Origin of the sequence: Ralstonia sp. ASV6 (assembly GCF_016429285.1) — a bacterium.
GTDB classification, from domain to species: domain Bacteria; phylum Pseudomonadota; class Gammaproteobacteria; order Burkholderiales; family Burkholderiaceae; genus Ralstonia; species Ralstonia flaminis.
The window spans coordinates 1-2,166 of the sequence record NZ_JAELUI010000294.1; the positions used below are offsets into that span (position 1 = coordinate 1).

Below are 2,166 nucleotides of genomic sequence, written 5' to 3' on the forward strand. Positions count from 1 at the left end.
TCGCGGAGCATTGATGAGATGCTCGGTAGTAACGCGACACTGGGTTGTGATTGTATCAACCAGTATTACCAGAGCAATCGAAAGATTGTCTTGGAATACGGCACAACGCGAGAACTCAGCCTATATCGAGACATACTCGTTATAGGGTCAAGCGAATAAGTGCATGTGGTGGATGCCTTGGCGATTACAGGCGATGAAGGACGTAGTAGCCTGCGAAAAGCTGCGGGGAGCTGGCAAACAAGCTTTGATCCGCAGATGTCCGAATGGGGAAACCCGGCCCGTATGGGTCATCTGTTACTGAATACATAGGTAACAGAAGCGAACGCAGCGAACTGAAACATCTAAGTAGCTGTAGGAACAGAAATCAACCGAGATTCCCAAAGTAGTGGCGAGCGAAATGGGATCAGCCTTGTACTCTTTAGCAGTATTGCTAGCAGAACGGAATGGAAAGTCCGGCCATAGCGGGTGATAGCCCCGTATGCGAAAGCAGTATTGTGGAACTAGGTGTACGACAAGTAGGGCGGGACACGTGAAATCCTGTCTGAAGATGGGGGGACCATCCTCCAAGGCTAAATACTCGTAATCGACCGATAGTGAACCAGTACCGTGAGGGAAAGGCGAAAAGAACCCCGGGAGGGGAGTGAAATAGATCCTGAAACCGCATGCATACAAACAGTCGGAGCCTGGAAACGGGTGACGGCGTACCTTTTGTATAATGGGTCAGCGACTTACATTCAGTGGCAAGCTTAACCGATTAGGGAAGGCGTAGCGAAAGCGAGTCCGAATAGGGCGTTCAGTCGCTGGGTGTAGACCCGAAACCAAGTGATCTATCCATGGCCAGGTTGAAGGTGCGGTAACACGTACTGGAGGACCGAACCCACTAACGTTGAAAAGTTAGGGGATGAGCTGTGGATAGGGGTGAAAGGCTAAACAAACTTGGAAATAGCTGGTTCTCTCCGAAAACTATTTAGGTAGTGCCTCGTGTCTCACCTTCGGGGGTAGAGCACTGTCATGGTTGGGGGGTCTATTGCTGATTACCCCGCCATAGCAAACTCCGAATACCGAAGAGTGCAATCACGGGAGACAGACATCGGGTGCTAACGTCCGGTGTCAAGAGGGAAACAACCCAGACCGCCAGCTAAGGTCCCTAAATATTGCTAAGTGGGAAACGAAGTGGGAAGGCTAAAACAGTCAGGAGGTTGGCTTAGAAGCAGCCACCCTTTAAAGAAAGCGTAATAGCTCACTGATCGAGTCGTCCTGCGCGGAAGATGTAACGGGGCTAAGCAATATACCGAAGCTGCGGATGCACGTAAGTGCATGGTAGGAGAGCGTTCTGTAAGCCTGTGAAGGTGTCTTGTAAAGGATGCTGGAGGTATCAGAAGTGCGAATGCTGACATGAGTAGCGATAAAGGGGGTGAAAGGCCCCCTCGCCGTAAGCCCAAGGTTTCCTACGCAACGTTCATCGGCGTAGGGTGAGTCGGCCCCTAAGGCGAGGCAGAGATGCGTAGCTGATGGGAAGCAGGTTAATATTCCTGCACCGTCGTATGATGCGATGGGGGGACGGATCGCGGAAGGTTGTCCGGGTGTTGGATGTCCCGGTCCCTGCATTGGAGATGGCACTTAGGCAAATCCGGGTGCGTGATTCAAGGGTGTGGGGCGAGCGACTTTAGGTCGCGAAGCAATTGGAAGTGGTTCCAAGAAAAGCCTCTAAGCTTCAGTCATACGAGACCGTACCGCAAACCGACACAGGTGGGCGAGATGAGTATTCTAAGGCGCTTGAGAGAACTCGGGAGAAGGAACTCGGCAAATTGGTACCGTAACTTCGGGATAAGGTACGCCCTTGTAGTTTGACTGGCTCGCGCCAGAAGGACGAAGGGGTTGCAATAAAATGGTGGCTGCGACTGTTTAATAAAAACACAGCACTCTGCAAACACGAAAGTGGACGTATAGGGTGTGACGCCTGCCCGGTGCCGGAAGATTAAATGATGGGGTGCAAGCTCTTGATTGAAGTCCCGGTAAACGGCGGCCGTAACTATAACGGTCCTAAGGTAGCGAAATTCCTTGTCGGGTAAGTTCCGACCTGCACGAATGGCGTAACGATGGCCACACTGTCTCCTCCCGAGACTCAGCGAAGTTGAAGTGTTTGTGATGATGCAATCTCCCCGC

1 rRNA gene is annotated in these 2,166 nt (G+C 51.8%); it reads left to right on the plus strand.

Annotation, left to right across the window (positions count from 1 at the left end):
• Positions 1-145: 145 nt before the first annotated feature.
• Positions 146-2,166, plus strand: a 23S ribosomal RNA gene (locus JHD73_RS27570); the annotation flags it as partial.